Consider the following 27,000-nt stretch of genomic DNA (forward strand, 5'->3'; position numbering starts at 1 on the left):
GCCCCCGCCACCACCCCCAGCGCTCCTACCACCCCCACACAGCGCCCGCCGCAGCCCTTCGTCGAGGACGACCGCCGCCTGTTCTTCGCGGTCGTCGCCTTTCTCGCCGCGCTCGTCGTGATCCTGCGCATTCTCATCGCGGTGAAGCTGCTCTGAGCGAAAGCAATTCGCCGTACGGACGCGTGTGCGGCCTCGCTCGTCCAGGATGGAGCCATGGGATTCCATGTCGATTCCGAGACCGGGCGGCTGCGCCGCGTCATCCTCCACCGACCGGATCTGGAGCTCAAGCGCCTCACCCCCGGCAACAGGGACGCGCTGCTCTTCGACGACGTGCTGTGGGTGCGCCGCGCCCGTCAGGAGCACGACGGTTTCGCCGACGTTCTGCGCGACCGCGGCGTCCAGGTACACCTCTTCGGTGACCTGCTGCGCGAGTCGCTGGAGATCCCGGCGGCCAAGAACCTCGTCCTGGACCGGGTCTTCAACGAGAAGGAGTACGGGCCCCTCGCCACCGGCCACCTGCGCGACGCCTTCGACGAGCTGCCGGTGGCCGATCTGGTCGAGGCGCTCGTCGGGGGCATGACCAAGCGGGAGTTCCTGGCGGGCCACGCCGAGCCGACCTCGGTCCGCTTCCACGTCATGGACCTGGACGACTTCCTGATCGGGCCGTTGCCGAACCACCTCTTCACGCGGGACACCTCGGCCTGGATCTACGACGGAGTGTCCATCAACGCGATGCGCTGGCCGGCCCGGCAGCGCGAGACCGTTCACTTCGAGGCGATCTACAAGCACCACCCGCTCTTCACGGGCCCGGAAGCCGGCCCCTTCCACCACTGGTCCGAGGGGCAGCCCGACTACCCCTCCACCATCGAGGGCGGCGACGTCCTGGTCCTCGGAAACGGCGCCGTCCTCATCGGGATGAGCGAGCGCACCACCCCCCAGGCGGTAGAAATGCTCGCCCGTGGGCTGTTCGAGGCGGGTTCGGCCTCCACCATCGTGGCGCTCGACATGCCCAAGCACCGGGCGTTCATGCACCTCGACACGGTGATGACGATGGTCGACGGCGACACCTTCACCCAGTACGCCGGACTCGGCATGCTCCGCTCGTACACCATCGAACCGGGCGTCGGCGAGCGCGCGTTGAAGGTCACCGACCACCCGCCCGAGCACATGCACCGCGCCATCGCCGCCGCGCTCGGCCTGGACGGCATCCGGGTCCTGACCCCCACCCAGGACGTACACGCGGCCCAGCGCGAGCAGTGGGACGACGGCTGCAATGTGCTGGCGGTCGAGCCGGGCGTGGTCGTGGCCTACGAGCGCAACGTCACCACCAACACCCACCTGCGCAAGGAAGGCATCGAGGTCATCGAGATCAAAGGCAACGAACTGGGCCGGGGACGGGGAGGCCCCCGGTGCATGAGCTGCCCGGTCGAACGCGACGCCGTATAGTGATGCGCTCGTCTGTATATACTTCCATCGGGCCCGCATGCGCGACGACCCACGACCGACGACCGACCCAGGAGCAGCCACCATGGCGACAGACCTCGCAGGCCGCCACCTCCTCAAGGAGCTCGACTTCACCGCCGAGGAGTTCCGCGGCCTGATCGACCTGGCGGCCGAGCTCAAGGCGGCCAAGAAGGCCGGCGCCGAGGTGCCGCGGTTGCGTGGCAAGAACATCGCGCTGATCTTCGAGAAGACCTCCACCCGCACCCGTTGCGCGTTCGAGGTCGCCGCCGCCGACCAGGGCGCGTCGACGACGTACCTCGACCCCTCGGGCTCCCAGATGGGGCACAAGGAGTCGGTGAAGGACACGGCGCGCGTGCTGGGCCGGATGTTCGACGGCATCGAGTACCGGGGCGACAGCCAGGCCGCCGTCGAAGAGCTGGCGGCGCACGCCGGCGTCCCCGTCTTCAACGGGCTCACCAACGACTGGCACCCCACCCAGATGCTCGCCGACGTACTCACGATGACCGAGCACTGCGCCAAGCCCCTGGAGCGGATCGCCTTCGCCTACCTCGGTGACGCCAGCTTCAACATGGGCAACTCCTACCTCGTCACCGGCGCCCTGCTCGGTATGGACGTACGCATCGTCGCGCCCCAGGCCTACTGGCCGGCCGGGGAGATCGTCGCGCAGGCCCGCAAGGCCGCCGAGGTGAGCGGCGCCCGCATCACCCTCACCGAGGACGTGGCCGAGGGCGTCCTGGGGGCGGATTTCGTCGCCACCGACGTCTGGGTGTCGATGGGGGAGCCCAAGGAGGTCTGGGCCGAGCGGATCGACGCCCTCGCTCCGTACGCCGTGACCATGGACGTCCTGCGCGCCACCGGGAACGCGGACGCGAAGTTCCTGCACTGCCTGCCGGCCTTCCACGACCTCGGCACCAAGGTCGGCCGTGAGATCCACGAGCAGTACGGCCTCACCGAGCTCGAGGTCACCGACGAGGTCTTCGAATCGCCCCACTCGGTCGTCTTCGACGAGGCCGAGAACCGCATGCACACGATCAAGGCCGTGCTCGTCGCGACCATGGCAGGCACGGAGGGCGCCGCATAGGGGTCGTATCGCGTATTCATGACGACAGTCACACATGGGTGATACCTTCGAGGGGCAGGCACCAGCCGCACGGCTAAGGAGGCCCCGCCCCCATGAGCCCCTTTCCCAGCTCAGCACCGCGCACCGAGCACTGGCACCACCTGCGGCTGACCATCGAGGACGGCGTCGCCACCGTCACCCTGGCCCGGCCGGAGAAACTCAACGCGCTGACCTTCGGCGCGTACGCCGACCTGCGTGACCTCCTCGCCGAGCTGGCCCGCGAGCGCGCTGTGCGCGCCCTGGTTCTCGGCGGCGAGGGGCGCGGCTTCTGTTCGGGCGGCGACGTCGACGAGATCATCGGCGCCACGCTCGCCATGGACACCGCCCAGCTCCTCGACTTCAACCGGATGACCGGGCAGGTCGTACGGGCGCTGCGCGAATGCCCCTTCCCGGTGATCGCCGCAGTCCACGGGGTGGCGGCCGGCGCGGGCGCCGTCCTCGCCCTCGCCGCCGATTTCCGGATCGCCGACCCCTCCGCGCGTTTCGCCTTCCTCTTCACCAAGGTCGGCCTCTCGGGCGGCGACATGGGCGCGGCGTATCTGCTGCCGCGCGTCGTCGGGCTCGGGCACGCCACCCGGCTGCTGATGCTCGGTGATCCGGTGCGCGCCCCCGAGGCGGAGCGGATCGGCCTGATCAGCGAAATGACGGAGGAGGGGCAGGCGGACACCTGCGCCGCCGAGCTGGCCCGGCGCCTCGCCGACGGCCCGGCCCTGGCGTACGCGCAGACGAAGGCGCTGCTCACCGCCGAGCTGGACATGCCGCTCGCCGCCGCCGTCGAACTGGACGCCGCCACGCAGGCGCTGCTGATGAACGGCGACGACTACGCCGAATTCCACGCGGCCTTCACCGAGAAGCGGCCCCCGAAGTGGCGGGGGCGATAGCGATGCCGGTGCTGCGTGTCGCGGTCATCGGCGGCGGGCCCGGTGGGCTCTACGCCGCCGCCCTCCTCAAACGGCTTGACCCGGCGCGCGAGATCACCGTCTGGGAGCGGGGCGCCCCCGACGACACCTTCGGCTTCGGTGTCGTTCTCTCCGACGAGACCCTCGGCGGCATCCAGCACGCCGACCCGGTCGTCTACCGCGCGCTCCAGGAGGAGTTCGTACGGTGGGACGACATCGACATCGTCCACCGCGGACGGACCCTGACCTCCGGCGGCCACGGCTTCGCGGCCCTCGGCCGCCGCCGGCTCCTGGAGATCCTGCACGAGCGGTGCCGCTCGCTCGGCGTCGGCCTGCGTGTCCGCGAGGAGGCGCCGCCCGCCGCCGAGCTGTCGGCGGCGTACGACCTGGTGATCGCCGCGGACGGCGTGCACAGCCTCACCCGTCAGTCGTACGCCGATGTGTTCGGCCCCCGCGTCACCTCCCACCGCTGCCGCTACATCTGGCTCGCCGCCGACTTCGCCTTCGACGCGTTCCGTTTCGAGATCGCCGAGACCGAGCACGGCGTCATGCAGCTGCACGGCTACCCCTACGCGAAGAACGCGTCGACCGTCATCGTCGAGATGCGCGAGGAGGTCTGGCGGGCCGCCGGTCTCGACCGCTGCGACGAGGCCGAATCCACCGCGTACTGCGCCAAGGTCTTCGCCGACGCGCTCGGCGGCCGCTCCCTGCGCGGCCAGGCTGTGTCTTCCGGGGGGATGACCCCCAAGCCCCCTTCGTCCTGGATCGCCTTCCGTACCGTCGTCAACGACCGCTGGAGCTACGGCAATACGGTCCTGCTCGGCGACGCCGCCCACACCGCCCACTTCTCCATCGGCTCGGGAACCAAGCTTGCCGTCGAGGACGCCCTGGCGCTGGGCGCGTGCGTCGAGGAACAGCCCGACCTGCCGGCCGCCCTGGCGGCGTACGAGAGCGAGCGCCGACCCGTCGTCGCGTCCACGCAGCGCGCGGCGGCCGCCAGCCTGCGCTGGTTCGAGGAGCTCGGGACGTATGTCGACCAGCCACCACGGCAGTTCGCCTTCAACCTGCTCACCCGCAGCCGCCGCGTCACCCACGACAACCTGCGGCTGCGCGACGCGGCCTTCACCGGCGCCGTCGAGGACGACTTCGGCTGCCCGACCGGCACACCCCCGATGTTCACCCCGTTCCGACTGCGCGGTCTGACCCTGCGCAACCGGGTCGTCGTATCACCCATGGACATGTACTCGGCGGCCGACGGTGTCCCCGGCGACTTCCACCTCGTCCACCTGGGCGCGCGGGCCCTCGGGGGAGCGGGCCTGGTCATGACCGAGATGGTGTGCGTCAGCCCGGAGGGGCGCATCACGCCCGGCTGTACCGGCCTCTACACCCCGGAACAGGCCGCCGCCTGGCGCCGGATCACCGACTTCGTGCACGAGCAGTCGCCCGGCACGGCCATCGGCGTCCAGCTCGGCCACTCGGGCCGCAAAGGCTCGACGCGGCTGATGTGGGAGGGCATCGACCAGCCACTCGACGACGGCAACTGGCCCGTCGCGGCCGCCTCCCCGCTGCCGTACCGCGCGGGCGTCAACCAGATCCCGCGCGAGCTCGACCGGGACGGACTCACCGGCATCCGCGAACAGTTCGTATCGGCGGCGAGGCGCGCGGCCGACTCCGGCTTCGACCTCCTCGAACTGCACTGCGCGCACGGCTACTTGCTCTCCGGCTTCCTCTCCCCTCTCACCAACCAACGGACGGACGCCTACGGCGGTTCCCTGGCCGGCCGCCTCGCCTTCCCCCTGGAGGTCTTCGACGCGGTTCGCGGCGTCTGGCCGGACGAGCGGCCGATGACGGTCCGTATCTCCGCCACGGACTGGGCGCAGGGCGGTACGTCGGCGGAGGACGCGGTGGAGATCGCCCGCGCGTTCGCCGCGCACGGGGCCGACGCGATCGACGTCTCGACCGGGCAGGTCGTCGCGGACGAAGAGCCTGAGTACGGGCGCTCGTACCAGACGCCGTACGCCGACCGCATCCGCAACGCGGTGGGCGTGCCGGTCGTCGCGGTCGGCGCTATCTCGTCCTGGGACGACGTGAATTCGCTGCTGCTGGCGGGACGCGCCGACCTGTGCGCGCTGGCCAGGCCGCACCTCTACGACCCGCACTGGACGATCCACGCGGCGGCCGAACAGGGCTACACGGGCCCGGGCGCGCCGTGGCCGTTGCCGTACCGGGCAGGCAGTCGCACCCCGCCGGCGGGGCGCACGGACGCGCCGAAGCCGAGGCTGACGCTCACGTAGGGCGGGCCCTGCGGGGGGCGAACTGGGGCTCCGCCCCAGACCCCGCTCCTCAATCGCCGGAGGGGCTCCATAGAGCGGGGCCCCTGCGGAGCCCCAGTTCGGGAAGGGGCGGGTAGGGGAAAGCCCGCCGCAGGCGACTAGCACCCCACCGCGATCTCCACCCGGTCCCCCACCGCCCGGTACCCGATGCGCCGGTACACGCCGTTGCTCGTCGGGTTCGCGAGGTCCGTGAACAGGAGCACCTCATCCGCCCCCGCGCCCCGCGCCGCCCCGCTCACCGCCGCCGTGACCGCCGTCGCGTACCCCCGCCCCCGGCACTGGGGCGGCGTATAGACCGGCGCGACGCGCACCGTGCCCGCCGCGGGCCGGGAGACGCCAGCCATCGACACGGGGACGCCGTCGTGCTCCCACAGGGTCAGGCCGCCGTAGGCGATGCGGTCGTCGACCGCCCGGCCGGCGCCCGGCCCGGGTTGGCCGACCTCCCGGCGGAAGGCGTCGACCCACTCCACCAGCAGCCCCCGGTCGCCGGCCGTCGCCACCCGCGCGCGCCCGGCCGGCGCGGGGCACGGCGGAGTCAGCTCCGCCAGCCGGTACAGCCGCTGCTCCAGCACGGTGGTGACCTCCGCGCCGGTACGCCGCCACTGGGCCGCCAGCGCCCGCGCCGTACCCCGCTCCGCGCTCACCGCCGGACGGCCGAGCGTCATGCACGCCTGTGCCGGCGGCGCCACCGCCTCCGCCGGCAGGGCCCCCACCAGCACCGCGTGCGGCGGCGTCCACAGCAGCGCCCCGGCCACGGCGCCGTCCGCGCCGCGCCACCAGCCGTACCGGGGGGCGCCTTCGCCGTACGCATCGCTGCCGCGCCGGCGCAGCGTCTCGGCGACGGTCAGCAGCAGTGTGTTCTCCACGGGCCGGGCGGCGACGGCGCCGCCCGCGGCGGCCAGGTACTCGTCGAGGTCTTCGGTAAGGTCCGCATGGTCATGCCACATGGTGCCCAGCGGCCGGAAAGTTCAGCCGCTGTCGCCGCGTACGAACTCCGCCCCCGCATCCCGCAGCCGCGCGTGCAGCCCCGCGAACACCTCCGCCGAGCGCACCCCCGGCCAGTCCGCCGGCAGCAGCTCGGCCGGCAGGCCGGGATCGGCGTACGGAAGACGGCGCCAGGAGTCGAGCGCCAGCAGATAGTCCCGGTAGGCCTGCTCCGGGTCCGGTGCCTCCTCGCCCCGCGCCACCCACGCCCGCAGCACCGGTTCGTGCAGATCCAGGAACTGCTCGTGCTGTTTGGCGATACCCGTCAGGTCCCACCAGCGCGCAGCCGCCTCCTCCGTCGCCGCGAAACCGAGGTGCTCCGCGCGGAACAGATCGACGTACGGCGCGAGCTGCAGGCGCTCCAGCGTGTGGCGCGTCTCCTCGTACAGCCGCGCGGGCGCGATCCACACCCCCGGCGCCGCCGACCCGAAGCCGAGGCGGGCGAGGCGGGAGCGCAGCACGTGACGCTTGGCGCGCTCGGACTCGGGGACCGAGAAGACCGCCAGCACCCAGCCCTCCGACAGCTGCGGCGCGGGGTGCTCGTAGATGCGGCGGTCGCCGTCGTCGAGGAGCTGGTGGGCGTCGTCGGACAGCGCGTATCCGGCGGCGCCGTCGGGAGTACGGGCGGCGACGAGCAGCCCGCGCCGCTTGAGCCGGGACACCGACGAGCGCACCGACGGCGCGTCGACTCCGACGGCGGCCAGCAACCGGATGAGCTCGGCCACCGGCATGGGCTCCCCGCCTCCCCCCGGGGTGCGTCCGTACGCGCCGTAGAGGGAGACGATCAGGGAACGGGGGGTGTGCTGCTCGGCCACGTGATCACTCTACGGCCGTCCGCAGGCGGAAGCGCTGGAGCTTTCCGGTCGGCGTACGGGGAAGGGCGTCCAGGAAGACGATGTCGCGCGGACACTTGTACGGCGCCAGCTCGGCCTTCACGAAGTCGCGCAGCAGCGCCACGGTCGCTTCGCCGCGCACGACTCCCTCCCGCAGGACGGTGTACGCCACGACCACCTGGCCGCGCAGCTCGTCGGTCCGGCCCACGACCGCCGCCTCCACCACATCCGGATGGCGCAGCAGCGCGTCCTCGACCTCGGGGCCCGCGATGTTGTACCCGGCCGATATGATCATGTCGTCCGCACGGGCGACGTAGCGGAAGTAGCCGTCGGGCTCGCGGACGTAGGTGTCGCCGGTGAGGTTCCAGCCGTCCCGCGCGTACTGGGTCTGCCGGTCGTCCGCGAGGTACCGGCAGCCCACAGGACCGCGCACGGCCAGCAGCCCCGGCTCGCCGTCCGGCAGGGGAACGCCGGAGCTGTCGACCACCCGAGCCTCCCAGCCCGGCACGGGCACCCCCGTCGTACCCGGCCTGACCGCCTCGTCCGCCGCCGAGACGAAGATGTGCAGCAGCTCGGTCGCGCCGATGCCGTTGATGATGCGGAGCCCGGTGCGTTCGTACCAGGCCTGCCACGTCGCTGCGGGCAGGTTCTCACCCGCCGAAACACAGCGGCGCAGGGCGCTCAGGTCGTACCCGTCGAGGCCGTCGAGCATGGCCCGGTACGCCGTCGGAGCGGTGAACAGCACCGACACCCGGTGCTCGGCGAGCGCCGGCAGCAGCTGCTTGGGTCCCGCCTGTTCGAGCAGCAGCGCCGACGCGCCCACCCGCATCGGGAAGATCACCAGACCGCCGAGGCCGAACGTGAAGCCGAGCGGCGGACTGCCGGTGAACACGTCGTCGGGCTCAGGCTTCAGCACATGCCGCGAGAAGGTGTCGGCGACCGCCAGCACATCGCGGTGGAAGTGCATGCAGCCCTTGGGGCGCCCCGTCGTCCCGGAGGTGAAGGCGATCAGCGCGACATCGTCGGCGGACGTCTCCACGGCGGCGTACCGCGACGGCTTGCCGGCCGCCGCCCGCAGCAGATCGTCGGGCGCGTCGCCGCCGTACGCCGTGACGCGCAGCCCCGGCACCTCGGCCTTCACCAGGTCGTCGACGGCCCGTACGTCGCACAGGGCGTGGCTGACCCGCGCGATCTCGCACATCGTCGCCAGCTCGGACGCCCGCTGCTGCGCCAGCACCGTCACCGCCACCGCGCCCGCTTTCATCACCGCGAGCCAGCAGGCCGCCAGCCACGGTGTGGTGGGTCCGCGCAGCAGCACCCGGTTGCCGGGCACGATGCCGAGGTCGGTGGTGAGGACGTGCGCGATGCGGTCGGCGCGGCCGAGCAGTTCGCCGTACGTCCAGACCTCGCCGGCGGCGGTGCGGAAGACCGGTCGGTCCGGGCCGAGGCGTTCGACCGTACGGTCCAACAGCTCCGCCCCGCAGTTGAGCCGGTCGGGATAGCGCAGCTCAGGACGGTCGAGGAGCAGCTGCGGCCACTGATGAGCGGGCGGAAGCTGTTCGCGGGGAAAGGTATCGATGTGCGCTGAGGTCTTCAGCTCCATGACGGGATCGCCCCCTTGTCGCCCCTTGAGCGTATCGTTTGGGTGACGACAGTCAACGGTTCGCGATAGGGCCCGCGACAAGAGCCGCGAAGAGAGCGAGGTGCGAGGACATGACGGGATTCGCGCTGGAACCTCAGCAACTGGAGTGGTGCGAGCGACTGCGCGCTCTCGCTGCCGACCATCTGCGCCCTCTCGCCGAGAAGGGGGAACAGGGCAAAGTGAACCGCCCGTTGGTCGCCGCCCTCGGGGAACACGGCCTGCTGAAACGCCTGTTCGAGTCGGGAGCGCTCGACCTCTGCCTGATGCGTGAATCCCTTGCCCGCGCCTGCACCGAGGCCGAGACCGCCCTCGCCCTGCAAGGGCTCGGAGCCAGTCCTGTGGCCAGGGCGGGCACGGACGAACAACGGGCGCGCTGGCTGCCCGAAGTGATCGCGGGGCGTGCGGTCGCCGCCTTCGCGCTCAGTGAGCCGGGCGCGGGATCGGACGCCGCGGCGCTCTCGCTCCAGACCGTACCGGAGGGTGACGGATGGCGCCTCTCCGGTGAGAAGTGCTGGATTTCCAACGCGCCCGAGGCCGACTTCTACACCGTGTTCGCCCTGACCACCGAGGGTGCGGGGGCCCGCGGCATCACCGCGTTCCTGGTCCCGGCCGGACGCCCCGGCCTCACCGGGACCCCCCTCGACATGCTCTCGCCGCACCCCATCGGGGCGCTGGCCTTCGACGGCGTACCCGTCACCCGCGCCGATGTGATCGGCGAGGTCGACCGCGGCTTCGGCGTCGCCATGGACACACTCAACCTCTTCCGCCCCAGCGTCGGCGCCTTCGCCGTCGGCATGGCGCAGGCCGCCCTCGACGCGGCCGTAGCGCACACCGCGAGCCGCTCCGCCTTCGGCGGCCCGCTCAAGGACCTCCAGTCGGTCGCCCACCAGGTCGCCGAGATGGCGACCCGCACGGAGGCAGCGCGCCTGCTCGTGTACGCCGCGGCCTGTGCCTACGATGCGGGCGCACCCGGCGTCCCGCGGCGCGCCGCGATGGCCAAACTCTTCGCCACCGAGACCGCGCAGTACGTCGTCGACGCCGCGGTCCAGCTGCACGGCGCCCGCGCCCTCCAGCGCGGCCACCTCCTCGAACACCTCTACCGAGAGGTGCGCGCGCCCCGTATCTACGAAGGCGCGACCGAGGTCCAGCGCACGATCATCGCGAAGGAGTTGTACCGATGACCCTGCACAGCCCGCACCTTCCGCACCGCCCGCACCACCTGCAACGCGTCAACCCGGCCGAGCTCTCCCCGCCCACCGGTTTCTCGCACGCGGTCACCGCCACCGGGTCCCGGCTGGTCTTCCTGGCGGGGCAGACGTCACTGGACACGGAGGGCAAGGTGGTCGGCGATACGCTCCCAGCCCAGTTCGAGAAGGCGCTCAGCAACCTCCTCACGGCGCTGCACGCCGCCGGGGGCGCCGTCGGCGATCTGGCCCGCGTCACCGTCTACGCCACCGATGTCGCCGACTACCGCGCCCACGCTCCCGAACTGGGCCGCATCTGGAGCCGGCTGGCCGGCCGCGACTACCCCGCGATGGCCGTGATCGGCGCGGTCCGCCTCTGGGACGAGCAGGCAATGGTCGAGCTCGACGGGGTCGCCGTACTGCCCTGAGCACCCGGCGTGACAGGGTGAGCGGATCCGGTTACTGGAGCAGGGGGAGTCCATGCCAGAGATCGAACTCACAGCGGGAACCGTCGAGTACGAGGACACCGGGAAGCCGAGCCACGGCCCCGGCCCCGTCGTCGTACTGCTGCACGGGCTGGTCCACGACGCCACCGTGTGGCGCAAGGTCGTCGCGAATCTGCGGACCGATCACCGCTGCGTGGTCCCGACGCTTCCGTACGGCTCGCACCGCACGCCGATGCGGCCGGACATGCCGCTGAACCCCGACTCCGTGGTGGAGCTGATCGCCGAATTCCTGGAGCGTCTGGATCTGAGCGACGTCACGCTCGTCGAGAACGACTGCGGCCGCGCCCAGAGCGTCGCCGCCAAGCACCCCGAACGCCTCGGCAGGCTCGTCCTCACCTCGTGCGAGGCCTTCGACAACTACCCGCCCGGCGTACCCGGCAAGATGATCTCGCTGGCCTGCAAGGTACCCGGAGGCATCACCCTCCTCGCCCGTACGCTCGCCCTGCGCCCGCTGCGGCGCCTGCCCATCGGCCTCGGTGCGCTCACCAAGCGGCCCGTACCCGACGAGATCCTCGACGGCTGGCTGAAGCCGCTGCTGACCGACCCGGCCATCCGAGCCGACTTCCGCCGCTACAACCTGGGCGTACGCAAGACGGAGCTGCTCGAAGCGGTGGACGGGCTGGGGAAGTTCGACAAGCCGGCGCTCGTGGTGTGGGCGACGGAGGACCGGATGATGCCGCGCGCCCACGGGCGCAGGCTGGCCGACGTACTGCCGCAGGGGCGGCTCGTGGAGATCGAGGACAGCTGCACGCTGATCGCGGAGGACCAGCCCGAGGTACTGTCCGCGGCCCTGCGGGACTTCATCGCCGAAACGCGGTGAAGTTCCGCAGGGCCCGCGGCGCTACTTCTTCTCGCTCGTGTTCTCGCTCGTGAGCCGGCCGAAGGTCAGCCCCGTACCGGCCAGGTCGGCCCTGATGCCCTCGCGTTCCACGCTGATGCCGCGCAGCCGGAGCTCGCCCGGCGTCCTGGGCAGCCGGAAGGACAGGGAAAGCCGTTCGGACAGCTCCGGCGGGCGCAGGCTCAGCAGCGCGCCGATCAGCTTCGGGTCGATGCCGGCCTTCTCCAGCAGCCACGGGTGGTCCATGACGACATCGACGAGGTTGAGCTTCATCAACTGCTGTACGAAGCGCGGCGAACCAGTGAGTTCGTGCAGCTCCTTCTCGCTGCGCAGTGCTCGCTCGACCCATTCCTTGGGTACGCCGAGCCGGTGGACCACCGCCGGAACGGACAGCAGCGCCTTGATGTGCGCGCCTTCGCGGCTGATCCGGGCGGCGGCCGCCGGGTGCAGCCTCAGACCGGAGTGCGCGCGGTCCTTGCCCGGCCGGTAGGTCACGAGACCCGGGATGTCGAGCCGCATGTGGTCGACGGTGGTGGACACCGCCCGGTCGCCGTCGCGGCGTACGTGCGCCTGGGCCCGTACCCGGACTTCGTAGCCGGCGGCGGGCAGAGAGCCCGCCACCCGCACCCCGCTGTCGCCGTCCTTGGTGAACTTCGCCTGGGAGGCGCCGAGCTCCCGGCCCAGATCGTCGAAAGACAGCAGCACGTCGCCGTCCACGCTGCCGATGACGGCGCCCTGGATCGATGTCGGGAGGCTGCCGACGACGCGTATGTCCTTGGCGGTGGCCCGCACTTCGGCGAGCGAGACCCGGTCGGCTGCCACGTCGGGAACGGTGACGTCGACCTCGTCGAGCCGCTGGCCGGCGACCTGGGTGAGGAAGGGGAAGCCGTGGATCTCGACCTCGGGCGCGGCCGCGAGCCCCAGCGACTGCTGGAGCTTCTCCTCGGCCTTGTCCTGCGCGTACAGCACGGCGAAGCGGTCGCAGGCCAGCAGGAGGCAGACGCAGACGAGGCCGGTCACGGCGAGCTTCAGTACGACGGGAACGGCGGCCAGCCGGCTCCTGCCGCGGTGGTTGGGCGGCTTCCAGTCGTCGTCAGCGTCATCGTCAGCGTCGTCGGCAACGTCGAAACGGAGGCCGAGACCGAGCGGGTCGTCCTTGGCGACGGGCTGCGGGTATTCAGCGAAATCCGGCTCCGGTGGGGCGAGCAGGGCCAGTTCGTCGTAGGGATTGGGCGGATGTGAGGCTATGCGTGTGGGGGGTCGCATCGGCTCATCCCACCATGTGAACCGCCCTCGAACGCAAGCGCGACGAGCGTTACCTCCAGATTTGGCCATGTATATGGCCGGGAATGAGGACTCCCGATGAGCAGTGCCTGGTTCGAACGCCCCACCCTGACCGGCCGTTATGTGCGCCTGGAGCCGCTGACCGCCGATCATGCCGAGGGTCTCTTCGAGGCGCTCAAGGACCCCGCGGTCTGGACGTGGCTGTCCAAGAGGCAGCCCGCCGACGTCGCCGGGATGCGGAAGATTGTCGAGGGGCTGCTGGCGAAGCAGGAGGAGGGCGACAGCATCGCGCTCGCGCAGATCGACGTCGCCACCGGCGAAGTGGCGGGCTCCACCTCGTACTACGAGATAACGCCGGCCGACCGGGGCATCGCCATCGGCTCGACCTGGCTCGGCGCCCGCTACCAGCGCACCGGCATCAACACCGAGGCCAAGCTGCTGCTCCTGGGCCGGGCCTTCGACGACCTCGGTGCGCGGCGCGTCACCTGGCACACCGACCACCGCAACGAGCGCTCGCAGCGGGCCATCGAGCGCCTCGGCGCGCGGCACGAGGGTGTACTGCGCAGCCACCGGACCAGGCCGGACGGGACCGTGCGCGACACCGTCGTGTACTCGATGCTGCGAGACGAGTGGCCGACCGCGCGTGAAGCGCTGACCACCCGCCTTCTGCGCCGCTGAGGGGGCGCCGGGGGGGAGTGGGCTGATCGAGTGGTGGGTCGCAAGCCCCTGGCTTACGGTCGAATGGTGGGCGAAACCGCCCACTACTGACCCTCTCGTGAGGGCCACCTCATGACGACTCCACGACCGACACCAGCGCAAACGACAGCCGACCGGGGCGCGGGCGGTAAGAACGGCCTGGCCCTGCTGGTCATCGCCTCGTGCCAGCTGATGGTGGTCCTCGACATCACCATCGTGAACATCGCTCTGCCCCACATCCAGAGCGATCTCGAATTCTCCACCACGAGCCTTTCGTGGGTGGTCAATGCCTACACGCTGACCTTCGGCGGACTGCTGCTCCTAGGCGGCCGCGCCGGTGACATCCTCGGCCGCCGCCGGGTCTTCATCTTCGGCGTCCTGCTGTTCGTCCTCGCCTCCCTGCTCGGCGGCCTCGCGCAGAACGCGGGCCAACTCCTCGCCGCGCGCGCCCTCCAGGGCGTCGGCGGCGCCATCGCGTCGCCGACCGCGCTCGCCCTGATCGCCACCACTTTCACCGAAGGCCCGGCCCGCAACCGCGCGTTCGGTGTCTTCGCCGCGGTCTCCGCGGGCGGCGGCGCGATCGGCCTGCTGGCCGGCGGCATGCTCGTCGAATGGCTCGACTGGCGCTGGGTGCTGTTCGTCAACGTACCGATCGGGCTGCTCATCGCCTTCGCCACGCCCCGCGTGATCAAGGAGTCCGAGCGTCATCCCGGCAACTTCGACGTCACCGGAGCCCTGACCTCCACTCTCGGGATGGTGTGCCTGGTCTACGGCTTCATCCGCGCGGCACAGGACGGCTGGAGCGACGGCCTCACGCTGGCGTCGTTCGGCGCCGCGGTGGTACTGCTCGCCCTCTTCTTCCTGGTGGAGCGTCGCTCCAGGCAGCCGATCACGCCGTTGCACATGTTCGCCGACCGCAACCGGGCGGGCACGTACGGCATCATGCTCGCCCTCGCTGCCGCGATGTTCGGCATGTTCTTCTTCCTCACGCTGTTCGTCCAGAACGTGATGGACTTCAGCCCGCTGGAGGCCGGTCTGGCCTTCCTGCCGGTCAGCGCGGTCATCGCGGTGGGGGCGGGAATGGCCTCACAGCTCCTGCCCAAGTACGGCCCGAAGCCGTTCATGGTGACGGGCTCGATCCTGGCCGCGGCGGGACTGTCCTGGCTGACCCTGACGGAAGTCCACTCGACGTATCTGGGCAGCATCCTCGGCCCGATGCTCGTCTTCAGCCTCGGCATGGGCATGAACTTCGTCTCGCTGACGCTGATGGCGGTCTCCGACGTGCCCGCGCACGAGTCGGGCGCCGCTTCCGGCCTGCTCAACGTCACACAGCAGGTGGGCGGCTCGCTGGGGCTGTCCATCCTGGTCACGGTCTTCGGTACGGCCAGCCGCCATGAGGCGGACGACCAGATCCCGCGTTTCCTGTCGCAGGCAAACCCCGCGGAACGTGCGAGATTCGAGCAGACCAGCCAACTGCCCCCGCCGTGGGCGGACGAGGTGCTCACCTCAGGTGTCTCCGCGGCGTTCATCGTCGCAGCGGTGCTCGCCGTCCTGGCCGCGATCGTGGCGCTGATCGCCATCCAGGTACGCCCGTCCGACCTGGAACGCCTCCAGGGCGGATTCACCCCAGGCCCCTGAGCTCCCGGCCACTGAGACCCGACCCGGCCCCTGGGCCCCGCCCCTGAAACGGCCGACAGGGCCTCCGGGGACGGATCCGGCCGCGGAACGGTACCCTCCACATCACCGTCGTCCGTCTCGATGCACTCGCACAAGGAGTGCCACCTCCTGCCCCCGCGCACGACAACGCCGGGGCCCCTGCGATTGCGACAAAGTCTTGCCTGCACGTTCAGCCCCCGGGATGGCGCTCACGCCACTGACCGACCGCGAAATCTCGCTCGTACGCGCCGGTCTGGCGATAGTCGAGCCACACGCCGCCGACCTGACGGTGTACTTCTACACCATCCTCTTTGCACGTTACCCGCAGGTAAGAGGGCTCTTCCCGGACAATATGGACGGGCAGCGGGACAGGCTGCTGCGCGGGTTGCTGCGCATAGTCGACCTGGTCGACGATCCGGACAACCTCGTGCGCTTCTGCACACTCCTGGGACGCGACCACCGGAAGTTCGGAGCTCTGGAGGCTCACTACCCCGCAGTCGGCGAATGCCTGCTGGCCGCCCTTGCCCGCTACGCCGACACCGCATGGACCGCCGAGGTCGAGGCCGCGTGGACCCGCGCCTACACCACCGCGGCGCAGGTCATGATTGCCGCCGCCGCCGACGACGCCCGCTCGCACCCCGCCACCTGGGCGGCGCAGATCGTCCGTCATGAACACCGCGGCCACGGCATCGCCGAAATCACCGTCCAGCCGGAGCTTCCCTATCCGTACCTGGCGGGCCAGTACGTTTCCATGCTGACGCCCTGGCAGCGCAAGGCCTGGCGCCATTACTCGCCGGCCAACGCGCCCCGGCACGACGCCACGCTCACCTTCCACATCCGTGCCGTGCCCGGTGGCCGCGTGAGCAGTGCGCTCGTCCACCGTGCGGCCGTCGGTGACGTCGTCACGCTGGGACCGCCGCAGGGCGACATGACGCTGGCCGCCGCGGAGGACCGCGACCTGGTGTGTGTCGCGGGCGGGACCGGCCTCGCACCGATCCGCGCGCTCCTGGAGGAAGCGGCCCACAGTGATATGCGCCGTTACGTCGACCTCTTTGTGGGAGCCCGCACCGCGGAAGAGCTCTATGGTCTGGACGACATGCTGCGCATGGCTCAGCGCCAGCACTGGCTCACCGTACGAGCCGCTGTCTCTCACCAGCACATACCCGGCAGGCAAGGCACACTGCCGCAGGTGCTGCGGGAGTTCGGACCCTGGAGCCAGCACGAAGCGTTCCTCTGCGGGCCCCCCGGCATGGTCGAGGCGGCCGCCCGGATCCTGAGACAGGACGGAGTGCCGATGGCCAGAATTCACCACGACCCGCTGAGTGACCCTGTTCTGAACACGTCCCTGGTACCTGCCCGAACCGAGCCGGAGAGCGAATACCTGTGAACAGCCACGACGACGCCCCCTCCCGCGGGGAACGCATGCTGCAAGACCACCTCGGCACCTCGGAGCGCGCCGACGCCTTCTACGACCGACAGGTCCATCCCGGTCTCACCACGGTGATGCGGGACTTCATCAGCCGTCAGTCGATGGTCTTCCTTGCCACAGCGGATGCCCGTGGCCACTGCGACTCCAGCTTCCGGGCGGGCCCGCCGGGATTCGTCACCGTTCTGGACGCCCACACCCTCGCCTACCCCGAGTACCGCGGGAACGGCGTCATGGCGAGCGCCGGCAACATGGTGGAAAACCCTCACATAGGGCTGCTGTTCATGGACTTCGCCCAAGACCACATCGGACTGCACATCAACGGATCGGCCCGGCTGCTCGGCGACCAGGAATTCCGCGCCGCCAACCAGGCCAACCCGCTGATACCGGTGGACACAGCGCCGGGACGGCAACCCGAACTCTGGGTCCACATCACCGTTGTCGAGGCGTACATCCACTGCTCCAAGCACATACCCCACCTGGAACCGGCCCGCCGCCCCCAGGGCGCCGCTCTGAAACGCCCCAAGGACGCGGACTACTTCACCACCGCCCCGGCCGACAGCCTCCTCACGGACCGATAGCCGCCCCGCTTCCGCTCCTGCGCCCGCGCCCGCGTCAGATGTCGCGGAAGAGACCAGCGAACGCCGTGACCTGCCGTGATAGGCGGCTACGGGTCGCTGAACTGCGTGAATGTCCTTTCGGCTGTTTCACGCTCATGCCCGTTGATGCAGCCGGAAGTCCCAGAAAAGTCCCAGGGCACTCCCACGGCCCGCAGCCACTCTTTCGGTTCTATACAGGCTGTGGCGGCGCGGTGTGGGCTGCTGTTCGTGCATCGATGGTCAGCCTTGAACGAACGGCAACGCGCGCTTCTCGTACGGCTCGCGAACGGTGGAGATCCCACGACCTGGACGCCGGGTGACTGGCGGTCGGCGTATGCCCTGCGCGACCGAGGACTTCTGAGGGTCGGGCGCCGTGGCAGGGAGGTGCACGCGGAGGTCACCGAGGCCGGCCGATTCTACCTTCGGCACGGTCATCATCCCGACGACCCGGCGTTTACAGACGGCGGTGTCCAGGCGGTGTCCGCCGGGACTTCAGCCCCGGCGACGGACAGCAGGCGGCGCGGATCCACGGGCCGAACACGCAGTCCGACGCCTTACAGCGAACGGCCCGTCGCTCGCGCGCGACGCGCGAAGGCGAGGGAGCTGGTCGAGCGGCTGGTCGCCGAGAGGCGTGTCCGTCTTGCCGAGCCCGATGACGACGAGGTCGCGGAATGGCGTCGGGTCGTTGACTACGCGAAGCGGCACGGCCTGGAACCGCAGGGCAAGCGCATCGAGAAGGTCCGCTTCGGCGCACACGGGGTGGAGATGTTCCTCGCGGAGGGCCCGCATCCCAACTCGCGGAGCCAGAAGCCGAAAGCCGACGCGTCGACCGTCCCGGTTCCCAAGCGACTGAGCCCCCTCCATCCAGCCGTGGCTGCGCTCAGGGACGACGAAGAGCGGCTGGTGATTCCTCCCATGCTCCGCCGCCGGTCACTGCTGATTCTGCAGGCGCTGGCCGCCGAGGCGGTGCGGCGCGGGTACGAGGTGAGGGAAGGCCGGTCGCATTACTCACGGCGCGAGGGCGGAGTGGACGTGGTCGTCGACGGCTTCCCCTACACCGTCACCATCAAGCAGGAGTTCCCCCAGTCCACGAATCTGGAACGCGCCGCACGCCTCGTCGTAGAGCTTGACCACGGCCGGACCAGCCGCCGGGGCCGCTGGCGCGATCGGAAACGCGGGACACTGGAGGACACCCTAGGCGTGATCCTCGGGGAGATCGAGACGCGAGCGCTGGAGGATGCCAAGCACAGGGTGAGCGAGGAGCAGGCCAAGGCAGAACGTGAGATCCGCTGGCAGGCGGCCATGGAGAAGGCCAAGCAGCTTCGCGAAGAGGCCAGGCGCTGGCGGGAGGCGGCTGCACTGGGCGAGTACTGCGACGCCCTGGAACGTCGTCTCGCCGAGCTGGGCAGCGCTCCGGAAGAGTCAGATCCGGCTGCGCCCCGACGCTGGCTGGAGTGGGCACGTGGCTACGCGCGGGCGATCGACCCATTGGGCCAGCCCCGGGAGATGCCGACTCCACGTGATCCGACGCCAGAGGAGCTGAAGCCCTATCTGCACGGATGGAGTCCTTATGGGTCCGAACGACGGGCTGGACGGTGACACCGGGGCGAGCATCGACTGCGTCTGGGCAATGGAGAGCAACAGGTGGTTTTCCTGTTGATCACTGGCACCAGTTGGCTGATGCGGCAATCGGTGCATGTGTTTCCGATGACCTCGCACGTGGAGTGCGTGGCAATTCTCGAGCCCGCGGAGAAGGGGGCCTGACCTGCGGTTTTGTGGCCCGGGTGGTTCGTTCGACCTGGTTTCCTCCGCGAAGCGGGTCGAGCGAACAGCCTCACCGTCCCAAGTTGCTGACCTGCGGTTTCAGAGGGCGGCGACTGTCACCCGGGCACTGGTGTCGGAGGCTGTTCGTACTTCTTGCCGCTCGGGTGACGCTCGGATGGGGAGTGGGGCGCAGAGGCACGATTCTGTTGGCAGGTGCGATTGCCGGGTGATCGAGCGATGGCTACCGAGAGGACCGGCCCGGCAGATGGTGGGTGCGTCGGGGTGCGCCCAATTGTTCACGTCGGCTGCGAGGGCGGTCCGCCCGTGGCGGCTCTCAATAGGTCGTTCCAGGGCTCGACGGAGGGGACATCGGGAGAAATCAGGCTCAGCGGCCGTTCTGTCACTCTTCGTTGCTCGGCATCTCGAAGCGTGGAGCACGGCCGCGTCACGTGCCCTTGGATGTGGTGGGTCTCAGCAGATCGGATGACTTTCGAGGGACTTCAAGCTGAGCTGCCGGGGAGGCGCGTGGCCTTGAGGCCGTCGAGGGGGTGCTCCCGGGGCAGGTGAGCAGGGTCACCCGGCACGGTGATCTGCACAGCGATCGGCCGGGACGTGCCGGCGGCGAGGAACTGGTCCTTCTCGGATTCCATATACGCCTTGCTGTCCTGGGTGATGACACTGACGCCGGAGGCTACGGCTTTCGCGCCCTTCGCCGTGGGCAGGTCGAAGGAGATCCGGAACCTCTTCAAGGCACTCGGCGGTCCGGACGGTTGACCTCGACTATTTTGTGTCCGTGGCGACGCAGGTGGGAGGCGAGTCCGGCGCCGTAGGAGCCGGTCTCCTCCACGCCGAAACCGAGGACCTGGCCGAACGAGACCGCCCATTGGGTGAGTTGCTCGCCGATCGATTCGGCCTGCAGGATGCTGGTCACGGCTGTCGGATCCCCTTCCCGGGACGGCGGTCAGCGCGAGGCCGTCGGCCGGGCGGGAGGACAGGACTGTGACGAGTGCCTGAGGCGGAAGGCTCCTATTCGGTCACTGCCCACACGGCCGACGGCTCGCATCAAGCCCGCCGACGGAGTGACCGACAGATCTACAGTAAGGACACCCGAAGGGTCGTAACACCAGTCAGGCCACCCTGGCGGCGGTGACCCCATCCTCACAGTCGTAGGCGTCGCCGACCGAGCCGATCGATGCCGCGATCCCTGCCCGGTCCGGGTGCTCGGCCAGCGCGAATGATGTGTACTGCTTGACCCCGAGTCCGAGTGATGTATCAACTCGCCTTGTGTGTGCGGGAATTTGTCCCAATCGCGCTGCCACAGCGCCATCTCCAGGGCGTCCAGGACGAGCCTGGTCTCCTTGGAGGTGGAGGCGGACCAGCCGACGATGCGACGGGAGAAGGTGTCCACGACGAAGGCGACGTAGACGCCCCCGTTCCAGGTGGCGACATGCGTGAAGTCGGCAGCCCAGCAGCGGTTGGGGGCGCTGGCGACAAAGTCGCGGTCGAGAAGGTCCGGGGCCCGCTCGGCGGCCGGATCGACGATCGTACGAGCGTGCGTGTGGTCGTCGGAACACTAGAGGCACTCCGGCAGCGCCGGGCGTTCCTTGGTGCGTACGGCGGGGAGCCAGGCCGTGGGGGGCTTGGAGCCGGCCGGGAGGCGGACGCGGAACCAGCGGGTGGACCGCCGGTCCTCCTCGTCGATGATGGGCTCCCCGTCGGGCACCTGGCAGTCGGCGGTGAGAACGTCGCCGTGCCACACCCTGGTCGGTACGACGTTCTCCGCGGTGTAGGGCTGCACGGGATCGATCGCCAGACCCAAGCTGCACCGCGGGTCCCGGTCGGCCTGCTCCCGGCAGCCCCGCTCCGCGTTGTACACCCGGATCGTGCCGGGCGTCGTGGCGCCCGCACGGCCGGGCGGCGCGGCCGAGGTCGCCCGTACCGCGTCTGAGCACAGGGTCGCGCCGACGATCCCGCACAGCGCGGTGGCCAGGACGGCGGCGCGGGCCCGGCCGCCCGGCCGTCCCGCCCCCGCCTCGAGTGTCTCCTGGTGGGCGGCGATACGGGCGAGCAGGCTCTCGGCGGTGTGGGGGGCGCGGGCCTCGTGGGTCGGGGCGAGGCAGTCGGCGGCCAGCGCGCGCCAGAACGGCGGCACGGTGTGGTCCATGCGCAGCGGCGCACGCCCCTCGCCGTACTCCTGGACCGCGGCGCCCCGCGCCACGGGTGTGGCCCCGGCGAACGGTGAGCCGCCGGACGCGAACACCTCGTGGATGACGATGCCCAGCGCCCAGATGTCCGCAGTCGGCCGGACCCGCACGCCGAGTTCGCCGAGGGGCGCCCTCCAGCGCTCGGGCGGGAAATAGTCCAGGGTGCCCATGGGAGGCGCGTACCCGTGTGTCCCCGTCAGCTCGGTGGCGAGGCCGAAGTCCGAGAGCTTCACGGAGCGGTCCCTGCCCAACAGGACGTTCTCCGGCTTGAGATCCGCGTGGACCCAGCCCGACCGGTGGAGATGGGCGAGTCCCTCGCAGACGCCCGCGATCAGCCGGCCGCGATCGGCCTCGGGCACCCCCGCGTCGACCAGTTCCCGCAGACTGCCGGCGGCCCGTTCCATGACCAGCACGATCGCGCCGTCCAGGCAGGGGCGGTCGGGTGCGGAGAGAACGAACGACTTCAGGAGGCCGATCAGCCGGGGATGCCCGGCCCTGCGCCCGAGTTCGACCTCGCGGCGGGCGGATTCCACGATCCTGCGCGCCTGGCGCGGCGCGAGCCCGGCGGTCGGCATGATCTTGAGTGCGACGTCGGTGGGGCCCGGAGGCGTGGCGGCCTTGCCGTTTCGGTCCGGGTGCCCGTCGGCCGGTCGCGCCGCGTACACCGTGGACCAGCCCCCGGAACCGATCAGTTGGGTGAGCACCCATTTTCCGACCTGATAGCCGGGTGGGAGCAGGTCCGCCCGGTCGCATTCCGTGGCGCCCCCCAGGCCGTGCGGCGGTCTCACCGTGCGGCCTGCCGCTCCCGCCAGCCGGCCCCTGCCAGGGGCGGCAACAGCGCGAGGTGCTCCTCCCGTACGAGCCCGAAACGCAGTGCCAGCCCGACGATCTCCTCCCGCTTGCCGTTGCGGCGGTCGCCCTTGCCGGGCTCGTGGGTGTCCGGGACGCCGATGCGCAGCTTCTCCTCGGCGAGGTAGTCGATGTGCGAGCTGACCGCCCGCGCGGTCAGCGCGCCACAGGTGACGTGCGCCCTGAGCCGTTCGACGATCTGGGGAGTGGTGGGGACCGCCACACGCGACTGGTCGCGCAGGCGCGGTTCGCAGAGCGCGACCAGGACGAGGAAGTACGTGGCCGTCTCGTCCAGGGAGTACGCGGTGACCGTGCTGTTCCCCCAGGGGACACCCATGGCATCCGGGTCCATATAGACGTGGTCGGGAGCAAACACCTGGAAGGAGATCGTGACGTCACCGCGTGTGGGCAACACGACGCGTGAGAACTCGAACGGGATCGACGCACCGACCCGTCGCGGCGGAACCCTCAGGTATTCCCCCGCTCCCTCCGGGTTCTCCACGAGATAGCTGTGGGTGGTGCTGTGGTTCGTCAGCTGCCAGTGGTCGTCGGTCACACGAATCTCCCCGGCGAGCCGGGAGATCGCCGGGTCGTCGAGGCGCAGCTCGACGGGGATCGCCGCGGAGCCCCGTCCGAAGCGGGCGACCTCGCCGGGACCCAGCCGTAACGTCACCGCGTCACCGTGCGGTTCGCCGCCGTCGGCGCCACCGCTTCCCTGCGGCAGATGGACGACTACGCCGCTCACCGCTCCCCCCGTTCCCCGCGTCGCTTGTTCGACCAGCGGAACGATACTCATCTTTCAGGGGAGTTCACCGGCATACTTCGGCCACATCGCCGGAACCGGCTGCCCGGGGCCGTGGATGCCTCGTTCCAGACCGCGCACAGTGGGGAAAGTCACCGCACGGGGAGGGCAGGAGTGCGGGTCAGGGGGGAGTGGCGGCGCGAACGAAGCACCGAAGTCCCGTGTACATGGCGAGATCCGTACGCTCCGCTCAGAGAGCGGGGCTGCCCGACACGAGGGGCGTGACCATGCGATCTCCGAAGGCCGTCCACGGCTGCCACCCGCCGTTCGGCCGGGCCTGGACGCGGGTCCGCATCCGGCCCGCGACGGTGACGGCGAAGACGTGCAGCCGCCCGGCGGCGTCGAGCGCCGCCGTGGGCGTGGCGGCGAGCCGGACGCCGGGCTCGCCGAACTCCCCGCCGGGGTGCGCGTCCCCGCCGGGAGCGACCTGCCAGCGGTGGCCGAGCCGGGCGCCGCCGGGCGTCAGGGAGAACGCCTCCAGCCGGCCGTCGGCGTTCACGGCGAACGCCGGTGCTGCGGCGCTCCAGCCGAACAGCGGCAGCCACTCGCCCCAGCCGCCGCTCGGCACGGCCTGCCGCCGGACGAAGGTCCCCACGCCCGACGGTCCGATCGCGGCGACGGTGAGCCGGCCGCTGCTGTCCCTGGCCACCCGAGGCGCGGCGCCGGCCGCGGTGCCGAACCGGCGCCAGGAAGCGGTCCAGGGGCCGCCGGGCGCTTCCTGCCAACGGTGGTCGATGCCCGAGCCGCCGGGGGCGAGGGCGAACACCTCCAACCGGCCGTCGGTGTTCGCCGCGACAACCGGTGGCGCGCCCGCCGCCCCGCCGAATCCGGGCTCCCACGGGTCCCAGGCCCGGGACCCGGCCGACCCCTGCCGTCGCCGCGCGACGGAGACACCGCCGGGGCTCAGGGCGAAGACCTCCAGCCGGCCGTAGGCGTCGCGGGCGACGGCGGGGGCGGCACCGGCCGGGCCGCCGAACTCCTCCCAGTCGTGCCAGCCGCCGTCCGGCCGCTGCACCCGGTGGTGCAGGTTGGCGCCGCCCGGGGCGAGCGAGAACACCTCGAGCCTGCCGTCGGTGGTGCGGCCGAGCGTGGGAACCGCACCGGCAGGTCCTCCGAAGGGCTCCCACTGCGACCAGCTGTCCGTGTGCGGGTCGAGCTGGACGCGCCGCAGCATCGCGCGGTCGGTGGCGTCGAGTGCGAACACCGTCAGGCGGCCGTCCACGTCGAGGCCGGCCACCGGGTTGTCGGGGCTCTGCCACGGCGGTGGTGCGTCCCGCCATGACAGGGGCGCCACGTACAGCCCGTTCCGGAACCAGCCCGCGGCGCTTGCGTACCAGTTCTCCCCGTCGCGGACCACCTCGACGGCGTGACCGGGCACATGCCCCGCGTATCCGGCGAGCTCGAAACGGAACGGGTCCCGCGACGCGAGGACGTCGGTGCCCTCGTAGCCGTTGCGCGGACCGATGAACAGGTAGTACCAGCCGTCTCGTTCGACGACGCAAGGCGACTCGGTGACCGAGACGGTCGCTTCCGTGCTCGCGTCGGTGAACGCGACGCCCGGCTCGCTCCAGTGCAGCAGATCGGTGGAACGCCGGTAGGCCACGACATGGTGGCCGCCCCGGCCGGAGAGTTCGGTGTAGTACATGACCCACTCGCCGCCGGCCCGCAGCACCATCGGGTCACGCGCCGCGAGTCCCCGGAACAGCGGGCCGGACGGTTCGCGGGTCCAGGTGAACAGGTCGTTCGACGTGGCGAGGTTGACCGCCGCACCACTCGCGCCGCCCGCGGCGTAGAACATCCAGAACCTGCCGCCTGCCTCGACGACGTGGGGTGCCCACAGGTGTTCCTCACCGAAATAGGACGGGTCGACGGTGAGCGCGTCGGGGTGGCTGGTCCACGGCCCGTGCGGGCTCGGCGCGGAGGCGTGGGCGAAGGAGATCTCCGCCGCGCTGTCCGGGGATTCGCCGCGCGGCGCGCTGTTCCCGACAATGCCGAACAGGTGCCAGCGGCCCTGAGCCTCGATCAGCGTGTGATCGTTGAGATAGCGCGGGCCTGCGGAGGTGGACGGGTCGTAGACGTACGTGAAGGGTCCCGCGCCGACCCGGTGAGGGGGCGGGGCGTCCTGGGAGGTCGCGGCGACGGCCGGGCCGGCGCCCAGGAACGGGAGGGCGCCGGCGCCGGCCGCACGGCGCAGCAGGCTCCGTCTGCTGATCGGAAGCATGAGTTCCTTCAGAGGGGTCAGTCGACGGCGGGGCCGGCGGAGTTGTTGAGCCAGATCCAGCCGGACCAGGTGGCGAAGCCGGTCTGCCATTTGTGGAAGGTACCGGCGTGGCTGGTACCGAAGACCTCGATGCGGCCGTCGGCGTTGCTGGCGGCGGTGACCTCGGTGCCGCCGGTACCGAAGGGCGCCCAGTCGCTGTAGGGGGCGTTCACGGCGGTCTGCCAGATGTGCATGGCGGTGGTGCCGTTCATGGCGAAGACTTCGACGCGGCCGTCGGGGGTGCGTTCGCTGGTGAGCTGTGAGTCGGCGGGGCCGCCCATGGGTTCCCACTCGGACCAACTGGAGGGGCCGGTCTGGTACTTGTGGAAGACGCCGACCGGGCCGGAGGCGAAGACCTCCAGGCGGCCGTCGGCGTTGTGGTCGACCGTCAGATCCTGGCCGCCTTCGCCGAATCCGGCCCACGAGGACCAGCCGCCATTGGGGGCGCTCTGGTACCGGTGCTGAAAGGTGGTGCCGTTGAGAGCGAAGACCTCCAGGCGTCCGTCGGGTGTCTTCCCCATCTCCACCCGGCTGTCGGCGGGGCCGCCGCCCGCGGACTCCCATTCCGACCAGCCGCCGTTCGGGGCGACTTGATACCGGTGGAAAAGCCCGGCCGGGCCTGACGCGTAGACCTCGATGCGGCCGTCGGCGTTGACACCGGCCGCGGTGTCCCGGCCGCCACCGCCGAAGGAATCCCATCCCGACCAGCCGCCGGACGGGCTCGATTGCCAGCGGTGCTGGAAGGTGTTCCCGTTGATGGCGAGCAGTTCCAGGCGGCCGTCGGCGTTCGGCGCGAGGGCGAGTTCGGCGTTGCCGGGCCCGCCGAGCGATTCCCACTCCGACCAGTTCCCGTTGACCTCCTGCTGCCAGGCGTGGTGGATGCCATCGGCTGCGGCGGCGAACACCTCCAGGCGCCCGTCCGCCGACCGCGCCGACACGACCCGGCCCGACTCCGCCGGATACACCAGCGGTTGGGGCCGCGGACCGCTGCCCGGGGTGCAGGGCAGCACCACGCCGCGCTCCGCGAGGTAGACCTCGGGGTCGATACCGTAGGAGGTGGACCGGTCTCCCCAGATCCGCAGATGGAGGTGGGGTCCGGTGGAGTTCCCCTCGGCGCCCATCAGGGCGATCTGCTGGCCGGCCACGACGCGGTCGCCTACGGAGACGTCCCGCCGGACCATGTGCCCGTACTCGGAGATCCTCCCGTCGGGGTGCAGGACCCGGATCCACTGGCCGTAGTCGCCGATGTACCCGGAGATGGTCACCTCGCCGTCGCCCACGGCGTAGATCGGCGTCCCGACGGCGTTGGCGATGTCGACGCCGTTGTGGCCGCTGTGGAAGTGCTGGGACACGAAACCGGTGGCCGGGCAGGCCGCGGTGGCGGCGACGGCGGCGGTCCGGGCGGCCGCGGCCGGAGTCGCGGGCAGCAGCGTCGGCAGCAGCATGGCGGCTGTCGACGCGAGAACCCAGGTCAGTGCGCGTCGGGAAAGCCCTGGAAGCACGAGTCCTCCTCCCCTTGGCAGTCTCGGGGTGAGTGGGATGGGCGGTTGGGGCCATGCGGACGGGCGGTACGGAAGCTAGCAACGGCGGGGGCCCGAAAGACCCCGGAAGGTTACGGACTGACAGACGGGAGCACGTCGGCTAGAAGGCTCGTGAA

General features: G+C 70.8%; 23 protein-coding genes. 12 read left to right on the forward strand and 11 right to left on the reverse strand.

From position 1 onward, the window contains the following. Positions 1–213: 213 nt before the first annotated feature. The 4 genes from J7E89_RS33030 to J7E89_RS33045 all read left to right on the forward strand — a co-directional run bounded on the left by J7E89_RS33030 (position 214) and on the right by J7E89_RS33045 (position 5,777). A complete protein-coding gene (locus J7E89_RS33030; protein ID WP_214978831.1) occupies positions 214–1,446 on the forward strand; it encodes an arginine deiminase in 1,233 nt (410 codons plus the stop codon). 82 nt (positions 1,447–1,528) lie between these two features. Further along, a complete protein-coding gene (argF, locus tag J7E89_RS33035) occupies positions 1,529–2,545 on the forward strand; it encodes an ornithine carbamoyltransferase (protein WP_214978834.1) in 1,017 nt (338 codons plus the stop codon). Between the two features lie 92 nt (positions 2,546–2,637). Then, positions 2,638–3,465 carry an enoyl-CoA hydratase family protein gene (locus J7E89_RS33040; RefSeq protein ID WP_214978836.1) on the forward strand — a complete coding sequence of 276 codons (828 nt, stop codon included), beginning with the start codon at positions 2,638–2,640 and terminating at the stop codon, positions 3,463–3,465. Between the two features lie 2 nt (positions 3,466–3,467). Beyond that, a complete protein-coding gene (locus J7E89_RS33045) occupies positions 3,468–5,777 on the forward strand; it encodes a bifunctional salicylyl-CoA 5-hydroxylase/oxidoreductase (protein ID WP_214978872.1) in 2,310 nt (769 codons plus the stop codon). A 137-nt stretch (positions 5,778–5,914) separates the two neighbouring features. Here J7E89_RS33045 and J7E89_RS33050 read toward each other — a convergent pair whose 3' ends face one another. Genes J7E89_RS33050 through J7E89_RS33060 form a run of 3 tightly spaced genes read right to left on the reverse strand, consistent with a single transcriptional unit; the run spans position 5,915 to position 9,236 of the window. Further along, entirely contained in the window at positions 5,915–6,763 is an 849-nt protein-coding gene (locus tag J7E89_RS33050; protein WP_214978838.1) for a GNAT family N-acetyltransferase, read from the reverse strand. A gap of 21 nt (positions 6,764–6,784) precedes the next feature. After that, positions 6,785–7,615: a PaaX family transcriptional regulator C-terminal domain-containing protein gene (locus J7E89_RS33055; protein ID WP_214978840.1), complete on the reverse strand. Its 831-nt coding sequence runs from the start codon at positions 7,613–7,615 to the stop codon at positions 6,785–6,787. Positions 7,616–7,619: 4 nt separating this feature from the next. Continuing rightward, the gene (locus J7E89_RS33060) at positions 7,620–9,236 is read right to left on the reverse strand and encodes an AMP-binding protein (RefSeq protein ID WP_214978842.1); all 1,617 of its coding nucleotides are present in this window, start codon (positions 9,234–9,236) and stop codon (positions 7,620–7,622) included. A gap of 110 nt (positions 9,237–9,346) precedes the next feature. On the opposite strand from J7E89_RS33060, the gene J7E89_RS33065 reads away from it, so the two are divergent. From J7E89_RS33065 to J7E89_RS33075, 3 genes are read left to right on the forward strand one after another with little or no spacing between them, the layout of a single operon-like run. Beyond that, a complete protein-coding gene (locus J7E89_RS33065) occupies positions 9,347–10,456 on the forward strand; it encodes an acyl-CoA dehydrogenase family protein (protein ID WP_214978844.1) in 1,110 nt (369 codons plus the stop codon). Further along, a complete protein-coding gene (locus J7E89_RS33070; protein WP_214978846.1) occupies positions 10,453–10,887 on the forward strand; it encodes a RidA family protein in 435 nt (144 codons plus the stop codon). Before J7E89_RS33065 ends, J7E89_RS33070 begins: the two co-directional genes overlap by 4 nt. A 52-nt stretch (positions 10,888–10,939) precedes the next feature. After that, positions 10,940–11,785, forward strand: coding sequence for an alpha/beta fold hydrolase (locus tag J7E89_RS33075; RefSeq protein WP_214978848.1), 846 nt, complete (start codon positions 10,940–10,942; stop codon positions 11,783–11,785). Between the two features lie 21 nt (positions 11,786–11,806). Here J7E89_RS33075 and J7E89_RS33080 read toward each other — a convergent pair whose 3' ends face one another. Further along, complete coding sequence (locus tag J7E89_RS33080) at positions 11,807–13,069, reverse strand: DUF2993 domain-containing protein (protein WP_214978851.1); 1,263 nt, start codon at positions 13,067–13,069, stop codon at positions 11,807–11,809. A gap of 96 nt (positions 13,070–13,165) precedes the next feature. Between J7E89_RS33080 and J7E89_RS33085 the strand changes: the two genes are divergently transcribed. From J7E89_RS33085 to J7E89_RS33105, 5 genes are all read left to right on the forward strand, one after another. Beyond that, positions 13,166–13,765: a GNAT family N-acetyltransferase gene (locus J7E89_RS33085; protein ID WP_214978853.1), complete on the forward strand. Its 600-nt coding sequence runs from the start codon at positions 13,166–13,168 to the stop codon at positions 13,763–13,765. Between the two features lie 111 nt (positions 13,766–13,876). Beyond that, on the forward strand, positions 13,877–15,421 hold the full coding sequence (locus tag J7E89_RS33090; RefSeq protein WP_214978855.1) for an MFS transporter: 1,545 nt from the start codon (positions 13,877–13,879) through the stop codon (positions 15,419–15,421). Positions 15,422–15,641: 220 nt separating this feature from the next. Beyond that, positions 15,642–16,826 (forward strand): globin domain-containing protein, encoded by a 1,185-nt coding sequence (locus J7E89_RS33095; protein ID WP_214978857.1) that lies wholly within the window; start codon positions 15,642–15,644, stop codon positions 16,824–16,826. A 35-nt stretch (positions 16,827–16,861) separates the two neighbouring features. Continuing rightward, positions 16,862–17,446 (forward strand): pyridoxamine 5'-phosphate oxidase family protein, encoded by a 585-nt coding sequence (locus tag J7E89_RS33100; RefSeq protein ID WP_214978859.1) that lies wholly within the window; start codon positions 16,862–16,864, stop codon positions 17,444–17,446. 264 nt (positions 17,447–17,710) lie between these two features. Next, complete coding sequence (locus J7E89_RS33105) at positions 17,711–19,063, forward strand: hypothetical protein (RefSeq protein ID WP_251061420.1); 1,353 nt, start codon at positions 17,711–17,713, stop codon at positions 19,061–19,063. Between the two features lie 665 nt (positions 19,064–19,728). Here the strand turns inward: J7E89_RS33105 and J7E89_RS33110 are convergent. The 7 genes from J7E89_RS33110 to J7E89_RS33140 form a co-directional block, all read right to left on the reverse strand. Next, positions 19,729–19,977, reverse strand: coding sequence for a hypothetical protein (locus J7E89_RS33110; protein ID WP_214978861.1), 249 nt, complete (start codon positions 19,975–19,977; stop codon positions 19,729–19,731). Continuing rightward, on the reverse strand, positions 19,974–20,159 hold the full coding sequence (locus J7E89_RS33115) for a hypothetical protein (protein WP_214978864.1): 186 nt from the start codon (positions 20,157–20,159) through the stop codon (positions 19,974–19,976). Before J7E89_RS33115 ends, J7E89_RS33110 begins: the two co-directional genes overlap by 4 nt. Before the next feature lie 30 nt (positions 20,160–20,189). Continuing rightward, a complete protein-coding gene (locus J7E89_RS42505; protein WP_214978876.1) occupies positions 20,190–20,771 on the reverse strand; it encodes a DDE-type integrase/transposase/recombinase in 582 nt (193 codons plus the stop codon). Positions 20,772–20,801: 30 nt separating this feature from the next. Next, on the reverse strand, positions 20,802–22,220 hold the full coding sequence (locus tag J7E89_RS33125) for a serine/threonine-protein kinase (RefSeq protein WP_214978866.1): 1,419 nt from the start codon (positions 22,218–22,220) through the stop codon (positions 20,802–20,804). Then, positions 22,217–23,026 (reverse strand): FHA domain-containing protein, encoded by an 810-nt coding sequence (locus tag J7E89_RS33130; protein ID WP_214978878.1) that lies wholly within the window; start codon positions 23,024–23,026, stop codon positions 22,217–22,219. Before J7E89_RS33130 ends, J7E89_RS33125 begins: the two co-directional genes overlap by 4 nt. A 247-nt stretch (positions 23,027–23,273) precedes the next feature. Then, complete coding sequence (locus J7E89_RS33135) at positions 23,274–25,304, reverse strand: family 43 glycosylhydrolase (RefSeq protein WP_214978868.1); 2,031 nt, start codon at positions 25,302–25,304, stop codon at positions 23,274–23,276. A gap of 17 nt (positions 25,305–25,321) precedes the next feature. Further along, positions 25,322–26,845, reverse strand: a complete 1,524-nt coding sequence (locus tag J7E89_RS33140) for a peptidoglycan DD-metalloendopeptidase family protein (RefSeq protein WP_214978870.1) — start codon at positions 26,843–26,845, stop codon at positions 25,322–25,324. Between the last annotated feature and the right edge of the window lie 155 nt (positions 26,846–27,000).

The organism is Streptomyces sp. ISL-100, from assembly GCF_018614615.1.
Taxonomy (GTDB): Bacteria; Actinomycetota; Actinomycetes; order Streptomycetales; family Streptomycetaceae; genus Streptomyces.